This is a genomic window from Streptomyces sp. NPDC127084, assembly GCF_042724175.1.
Taxonomy (GTDB): Bacteria; Actinomycetota; Actinomycetes; order Streptomycetales; family Streptomycetaceae; genus Streptomyces.
Genome location: NZ_JBHXFA010000089.1, coordinates 1 through 7,283 on the forward strand (window position 1 = coordinate 1; position 7,283 = coordinate 7,283).

Annotated in this window: 7 protein-coding genes and 1 riboswitch; of the genes, 1 reads left to right on the plus strand and 6 read right to left on the minus strand. The window is 69.1% G+C overall.

Going from position 1 to position 7,283, the window contains the following annotated elements:
* Nucleotides 1-61: 61 nt before the first annotated feature.
* Nucleotides 62-172, minus strand: a riboswitch (TPP riboswitch).
* A gap of 51 nt (nt 173-223) precedes the next feature.
* Nucleotides 224-1,330, minus strand: coding sequence for a 23S rRNA (adenine(2503)-C(2))-methyltransferase RlmN (gene rlmN, locus ACFWI9_RS20745; RefSeq protein ID WP_387164012.1), 1,107 nt, complete (start codon nt 1,328-1,330; stop codon nt 224-226).
* A gap of 175 nt (nt 1,331-1,505) precedes the next feature.
* Nucleotides 1,506-2,318, minus strand: coding sequence for a ribonuclease BN (locus ACFWI9_RS20750; protein ID WP_387164013.1), 813 nt, complete (start codon nt 2,316-2,318; stop codon nt 1,506-1,508).
* A 292-nt stretch (nt 2,319-2,610) separates the two neighbouring features.
* Here ACFWI9_RS20750 and ACFWI9_RS20755 point away from each other — a divergent pair, with 292 nt between their 5' ends.
* The gene (locus ACFWI9_RS20755; protein ID WP_387164014.1) at nt 2,611-3,420 is read left to right on the plus strand and encodes a hypothetical protein; all 810 of its coding nucleotides are present in this window, start codon (nt 2,611-2,613) and stop codon (nt 3,418-3,420) included.
* An 88-nt stretch (nt 3,421-3,508) separates the two neighbouring features.
* On the opposite strand, the gene ACFWI9_RS20760 is transcribed toward ACFWI9_RS20755, so the two are convergent.
* The 4 genes from ACFWI9_RS20760 to tsf all read right to left on the minus strand — a co-directional run bounded on the left by ACFWI9_RS20760 (nt 3,509) and on the right by tsf (nt 7,185).
* A complete protein-coding gene (locus ACFWI9_RS20760; RefSeq protein WP_387164016.1) occupies nt 3,509-4,636 on the minus strand; it encodes a phosphatidate cytidylyltransferase in 1,128 nt (375 codons plus the stop codon).
* Nucleotides 4,636-5,193 (minus strand): ribosome recycling factor, encoded by a 558-nt coding sequence (gene frr / locus ACFWI9_RS20765; RefSeq protein ID WP_387164018.1) that lies wholly within the window; start codon nt 5,191-5,193, stop codon nt 4,636-4,638. Before frr ends, ACFWI9_RS20760 begins: the two co-directional genes overlap by 1 nt.
* 210 nt (nt 5,194-5,403) lie before the next feature.
* Nucleotides 5,404-6,186 carry a UMP kinase gene (gene pyrH, locus ACFWI9_RS20770; protein ID WP_387164020.1) on the minus strand — a complete coding sequence of 261 codons (783 nt, stop codon included), beginning with the start codon at nt 6,184-6,186 and terminating at the stop codon, nt 5,404-5,406.
* 162 nt (nt 6,187-6,348) lie between these two features.
* Nucleotides 6,349-7,185 (minus strand): translation elongation factor Ts, encoded by an 837-nt coding sequence (gene tsf, locus ACFWI9_RS20775; RefSeq protein ID WP_387164022.1) that lies wholly within the window; start codon nt 7,183-7,185, stop codon nt 6,349-6,351.
* Between the last annotated feature and the right edge of the window lie 98 nt (nt 7,186-7,283).

Genomic DNA, 7,283 nt, shown 5'->3' on the forward strand with positions numbered 1-7,283 from the left:
AGCCGCGGCCCGGCCCGGTCAGCGGAACCCCAGGGGGCCGCGACCGGGCAGGGCGCAACAGCTTGAGTCTCGTCCGAACTTCCTACCCGGAATGACCCGGGCGAGGTTCAGAGGGTCTGCGGTCCGGAAATCACCGCACTCTCAGCGCTGTGGCGCTCCCCTGTCGGAATATGTGAATGTTCGGGGCCAGCGTACATGGGCCCTCGGCGGCACCGCCGAAGGCTCAGCGCTCCGACGCGGCGAGCTGCCCGCAGGCTCCGTCGATCTCCTGCCCCCGGGTGTCGCGCACGGTGACCGGCACACCATGAGCGGCGATCGCCTCGATAAACGCCTTCTCGTCCTCGGGGCGGGAGGCGGTCCACTTGGAGCCGGGGGTGGGATTCAGCGGAATCAGGTTCACATGTACCCGCTTGCCCTTGAGCAGCCGTCCCAGCAGGTCTCCGCGCCATGCCTGGTCGTTGATGTCCCGGATGAGGGCGTACTCGATGGAGATCCGGCGGCCGGACTTCTCCGCGTACTCCCAGGCGGCGTCCAGCACCTCCCGCACATTCCAGCGAGTGTTCACCGGTACCAGGGTGTCACGCAGCTCGTCGTCGGGAGCGTGCAGGGACACGGCGAGACGGCATTTGAAGCCCTCGTCGGCGAACCGCAGCATCGCCGGGACAAGGCCGACGGTGGAGACGGTGATTCCGCGCTGCGAGAGCCCGAGGCCATCCGGCTCGGGGTCGGTCAGCCGGCGGATGGCGCCGATGACCCGGTTGTAGTTGGCGAGCGGCTCACCCATGCCCATGAAGACGATGTTGCTGAGCCGCGCCGGTCCGCCGGGGACCTCCCCGTCACGCAGCGCCCGCATACCGTCCACGATCTGGTGCACGATCTCGGCGGTCGACAGATTGCGGTCCAGGCCTGCCTGGCCGGTCGCGCAGAACGGGCAGTTCATCCCGCAGCCGGCCTGCGAGGAGATGCACATGGTGACCCGGTCCGGGTAGCGCATCAGCACCGACTCGACCAGCGTGCCGTCATGCAGACGCCACAGTGTCTTACGGGTGGTGTCGTCATCACACGAGACGTTCCGAACCACGGACATCAGCTCAGGCAGCAGCTCCGCGGCGAGCCGCTCCCGGGATGCGGCGGGGATGTCGGTCCACTGGCCGGGGTCGTGCGCGTACCGCGCGAAGTAGTGCTGGGACAGCTGCTTGGCGCGGAACGGCTTCTCGCCGATCGCGGCCACCGCGTCCTTGCGCTCGGCGGGCGAGAGGTCGGCGAGGTGCCGCGGGGGCTTCTTGGCTCCACGGGGCGCGACGAAAGTGAGTTCTCCGGGCTTAGGCATGGCCGTACCAGTGTCGCAGATCGAATCAGGTGGCCCTGCTGCACACCGTGCGAGGCGGTCGTCGCAGGTCGCTCGGCAGCCGTGCGGAGCGGAAGCGGGCGGAGCGCCCGCGCTCGGCCGCTCACCCCCGGTTCCTCTGGGAGACGTCTCCGGACCGCACCAGCACTATGCACGCCTATGCGCGTCGCCCCTCCCTCTGATCGCCGCCGGCGGCGCGGTGCTCGACATACAGACCGCCGACGACGGATCCGAGGTGGATCACCACTCCGACGGCGACCAGCCAGGACAAGATGATCATCATGACTCCGATCGCGCCGTAGTTCTGCTCCCCGGACACGATCGCATCGGAGAAGAAGTGCGCCGAGAACGCGCCCAGACCCACCCAGCACACACCGGTGGCCAGCGCCGAGGGGAGCAGCACCCGCCACCTGATCGCGCCCACGAGCAGCACGTACATGCTCCACCACCAGAAGAGCGTCGCCAGCGCCAGTCCGGCCAGGCCCTGAAGCACCGGACCGCCCATGCCTCCGAGCAGCCTTCCGGTCGCGGTCTGCACGGCGCCGTAGGCGAGCAGCGTCGCGAGCCAGCACAGCTGGGCGACGATCCTCCGCCATCCGGCGCCCGGCACCTCGAACACTCGGGCGTACCACTGCTGGAGGACCCCGGCGATGGCCATCGCCCCGAGGACCAGCAGGAAGGCGCTCGCCAAGGTCAGCGTGCCGAAGCCCGCCTCCGGGGCGAAGAGGGTCGCCACGGCTTGCGCCGCCTGCTGGTCAAGCGCCAGCCAGCCGGACAGCACCTCCGCCGCGTTCCGGCCCGCCGCGGAGCTGACCACGATGAGGAAGGGGAAGAAGCAGAGAATCGCGAGGGAGGCGAGCTGGAACGAGTTGCCGAAGAAGTCGAGCGCTGTGAGCCGGCCCCACAGCCTGGCCGCCTCGCTCTCGTCCAGATACCGGCCGGCCGTCCGCCGCCCCTGACTCAGCGTCATCGCCGTCCGGCGAGCCCACGGTGCGGCGTGGGTGCTCTGCGGCCCGCCACGCCGCCGGGGCGACGTCCGGCGGCTCCTCATAGAACGACAGTGCACCCGCTTCCGGCCGGAGTCCATCCTGGCCGAGCAGGGCGGGGCGCGGCCAGGGCGGAGATATCCGGACCCCGCCGAGCCTCGTCCGCCGAGAGACCGTTCGGGCGGCGCGCCCGCCCTGTCGGACAGCCCTGTCGCGCGTTCGCCGCTTCGGAGTCAGGCTGGAATTCCGCACGTCGTAGTCCCGAGGGGTGCGCCCATGAACACCGTGGCCGATTCCGCAGTGGGCAGGTGGCTCGCGGGCTTCCTGGAGCAGCCGGCCGTGGGGATGGCTCCGTGGATCGTCTTCGCCCTGCTCTCCGGGCCTGGGCGCTTCGAGGTCGCGGTACTGATCGCCCTCGGCATCTCGATCGTCTTCGTCGTCCTCGGCAGGGTCCTGCACCCGGGCACCTCGTTCAAGATCCTCGAGGTGGCGGACGTGGTCTTCTTCGCCGTGCTGGCGATCGTCGGCGTGGCCGTGAGCGAGGCCACGCACCAGTGGCTGGAGACGTACGCCGACGAGGTGGCCAACGCCGCCCTCGCCCTCATCGCCTTCGGCTCCATGGCGGCACGGGTGCCCTTCACCGTGCAGTACGCACGTGAGCAGGTGGACCCCGAGTACTGGAGCACTCCCGCGTTCCTGCGTACCAACTACGTGATCACGGCCGTCTGGGGTCTCACGTTCCTGGTGGCTGCCGCGTCGGGCTGTGTCGGCGATCTCGTCATCCGCGACCCGGACAACATCTGGACCTCGTGGATCATCCCCATCCTGGCGATCATCGTCGCGCTCCGTTTCACCGAGTGGTACCCGGGCTACGTGCGGGCCAAGGCCCGCGGCAGCGAGGACGTGCCGACGGCCAGCGGGCTGTTCTTCCCGCTGGTCGGACTGCTGATCCCGGTGGGTGTCGTCATCCTGGTCGTGGAGGACGCGACGTGGCTGGGCATCGCCTTGATCGTCGCCGGCGTGCTGGGGGCCCGGGCGCTGAAGCCCGGATCCGAGGAGGAGTCGGACGGGCGGCCCGTCGAGTGAACGGCGGGGCAGGGAGGCGGGTACGCGTCAAGGGGGCTCACCCGGACCGGATCGGTGAGCCCCCTCGGCGTACGAACGCGGCCGTCGGTCAGCCTGTGCCGACGAACAGCACGAACAGCAGCCACGCGACCGGCGCGGTCGGCAGCAGCGAGTCCAGGCGGTCCATGATGCCGCCGTGCCCCGGCAGCAGCGTGCCCATGTCCTTGATGCCGAGGTCGCGCTTGATCATCGACTCACCGAGGTCGCCCAAGGTGGCGCTGGCGGCGATGGCGAGACCCATCAGCAGGCCCTGCCACCAGGTACCGCCGTCGATCAGCAGCGGCATGCAGAGCGCACCGGCGACCATGCCGAAAGCCATGGCACCGAACAGGCCCTCGCGGGTCTTCCCCGGGCTGATGCGGGGCGCCAGCTTGTGCTTGCCGAACCGCCAGCCGATCGCGTAGGCACCGGTGTCACTGACGACGGTCAGCAGCAGGAAGGTGAACACCCGCTGCGGCCCGTCGTCGGCGGTGAGCATCATCGCCACGAACGTGGCCAGGAACGGCACGTAGAACGTGGCGAAGAGGCCCGCCGTCACGTCCTTGAGGTAGCCGTCCGGGGCTTCGGTCATCCGCCAGACCAGCACGGCCAGCGCGGTGAACGCCGTGGCCACCCACGCACCCTCCGCGCCCCGCGCGTAGCCGGCCACCACCATCCACGCGCCGCCCACCGCGAGCGGCACCAGGGGCGCGTTGATGCCCTTGCGCTCCTTGAGGCGCGAGGTCAGCTCCCACAGGCCGACGACCACGGCAGCCGCGATCACGGCGACGAAGACGGCCTTGACGATGAACAGGGACGCGATGATCACCGCGCCGAGCCCGACACCCACGCCTATGGCCGCTCGCAGATCCCGGCCGGCGCGCTTCTTCTGCGGCGGCTGTGAAGGCTGCGGCGGCTCGGAAGCCGCAGACGGCGGGGGGATGGGCATGGGCTCCTGCGGCATCTCTTCGCGGACCGGGGAGCCACTCCAGCGAGCGGCCCCCCGGGTGCGGTCGTCGCGGTCTTCTGCGTCTCTACCTGTCTCGGGAACGTCCGGCACAACGGGCATGGGCCGCGTCTGCCGGGCGTCATGCACATCGTATGCGGGACCCGCCGAGGCGGCCCGCTGGTCGGGCGGCCCCCAGTAGTCGGGGCTGTAGCCCGCACTCGGCGGGGCTCCCCAGGAAGAGTCGTTCATCAGACCTCGAGCAGCTCGGATTCCTTGTGCTTGAGCAGCTCGTCCACCTGTGCCACGTACTTCGCGGTGGTGTCGTCCAGCTCCTTCTCGGCGCGGCGGCCCTCGTCCTCGCCGACCTCGCCGTCCTTGATCAGCTTGTCGATCGCCTCCTTGGCCTTGCGGCGCACGGAACGGATCGAGATCCGGGAGTCCTCGGCCTTGCCCTTGGCGACCTTGATGTACTCGCGGCGGCGCTCCTCGGTGAGCTCGGGGAACACCACCCGGATGATGTTGCCGTCGTTGCTGGGGTTGACGCCCAGGTCGGAGTCGCGGATCGCCTGCTCGATGTTGCGCAGCGCGCTCTTGTCGAACGGGGTCACCACGGCCATCCGCGGTTCGGGCACCGAGAACGAGGCCAGCTGGTTGATCGGCGTCAGTGCACCGTAGTAGTCGGCCACGATCTTGTTGAACATCGCCGGGTGCGCACGCCCGGTGCGGATCGCGGCGAAGTCCTCCTTGGCGACAACGACGGCCTTCTCCATCTTCTCCTCGGCTTCGAGGAGGGTCTCTTCGATCACCACTTGCTCCTGCGTGTCTTGAGTAGGCCCGGCGTGTACATGTGACGGTTCACTCTACGAATCCGCGTGACGACTGCGCTCACGAGTCCGGTTTTCGAGTGCGCGCGTTACGCGTACGAGGCCGGTGAAACTTGGCGTCGTGTTCCCCTGCACGGTGTCCGACCGGCAGGGCTTCGTCCGTCCCGCCCCTCGCGGGGAAGGCGGACCGGGTCAGCCCCGGGTGCCCTGGTCGCTCACCAGCGTGCCGATCTTCTCACCCCGGACGGCCCGCGCGATATTGCCTGCGGCGAGCAGTTCGAAGACGAGGATGGGCAGCGAGTTGTCGCGGCAGAGGGTGATGGCGGTGGCGTCGGCGACCTTGAGGTCGCGGGCGATCACCTCGCCGTACTCCAGCGCGTCGAACTTCACCGCGTCCGGGTTGGCCTTCGGGTCGGAGTCGTAGACCCCGTCGACACCGTTCTTGCCCATGAGGAGCGCCTCGGCGTCGATCTCCAGGGCGCGCTGGGCGGCGGTGGTGTCGGTGGAGAAGTACGGCATGCCCATACCGGCGCCGAAGATCACGACGCGGCCCTTCTCCAGGTGCCGCACGGCCCGGAGCGGGATGTACGGCTCCGCGACCTGGCCCATGGTGATGGCGGTCTGGACCCGGGAGTCGATGCCCTCCTTCTCCAGGAAGTCCTGGAGGGCGAGGCAGTTCATCACCGTGCCGAGCATGCCCATGTAGTCGGAGCGGGCCCGGTCCATACCGCGCTGCTGGAGCTCGGCGCCGCGGAAGAAGTTGCCACCGCCGATGACGATCGCGATCTGCGCGCCGTCACGGACGACCGCGGCGATCTCCCGTGCGATGGCGTGTACGACGTCGGGGTCGACGCCCAGACCGGTGCCGCCCGAGAAGGCTTCACCGGACAGCTTCAGCATGAAGCGGCCGGCCTTCATGCCGGTGTGGTCGCTCTTGTCGTCGGCAGCCTGGTTGGCGTCCGCGCCCTTGTTCATGGAGATCTCCTCGTGCACATACGAAGAAGGCCACTGCCGGTGGGTCCTGGTGTCCCTGCGGCAATGGCCTCCTCGTCAGATCTGCGGTCGTCGTCCGGCATCCACGCGGCCTACGACTGCTGGGAAAACCCTATCGGGCTCCCGTGTAGCTCGCGTACCGGCTCAGATGCCGACCTTGATGCGCGAGAAGCGCTTCAGGGTGACACCGGCCTCGTCCAGGATCTGCTGGACGGACTTCTTGTTGTCGAGCGCGTAGGGCTGGCCCAGCAGGGTCGCGTCCTTGAAGAAGCCGTTGATACGGCCCTCGACGATCTTCGGGAGGGCGGCCTCGGGCTTGCCCTCGGCGCGGGTGGTCTCCTCGGCGACACGGCGCTCGGTCTCGACGACCTCGGCCGGGACGTCCTCACGGGAGAGGTACTTCGGCGCGAAGGCGGCGATGTGCTGCGCGACGCCCTTGGCGATCTCGGCGTTCGGCTTGTCGAGCTCGACCAGCACACCGATCTGCGGGGGCAGGTCCGGCATGGTGCGGTGCATGTACGCGGTCACGTAGGCGCCGGAGTACTGGGCGAAGCGGTCCAGGACGATCTTCTCGCCGAGGTTCGCGTTGGCCTCGTCCACGTACGCCTGGACGGTCTTGCCGGACTCGATCTCGGAGGCGAGCAGCGCCTCGATGTCGGCCGGCTTGGTGGCGGCGACGTGGGCGGCCAGCGCGTTGGCGACGGCGAGGAACTTGTCGCCCTTGGCGACGAAGTCCGTCTCGCACTTCAGCTCGACGATGACGCCGGAGGTGTTGTCGTCGGCGATCAGGGAGACCACGGCGCCGTTCTCGGCGGAGCGGCCCTCGCGCTTGGCGACGCCCTTCTGGCCCTTGATGCGCAGCGCCTCGACGGCCTTGTCGACGTTGCCGTCGGCCTCGTCCAGGGCCTTCTTGCAGTCCATCATGCCCGCGCCGGTGAGCTCGCGGAGCTTCTTAACGTCAGCGGCGGTGTAGTTCGCCATGTCTGTGAATCTCTCTGAAGTCGAAGAGTCGAACGATCTACGGGTCAACGGGCGGGGGGGGTGGGGGGCCCCCCACCCCCACCGCCCCACGGCGGGCG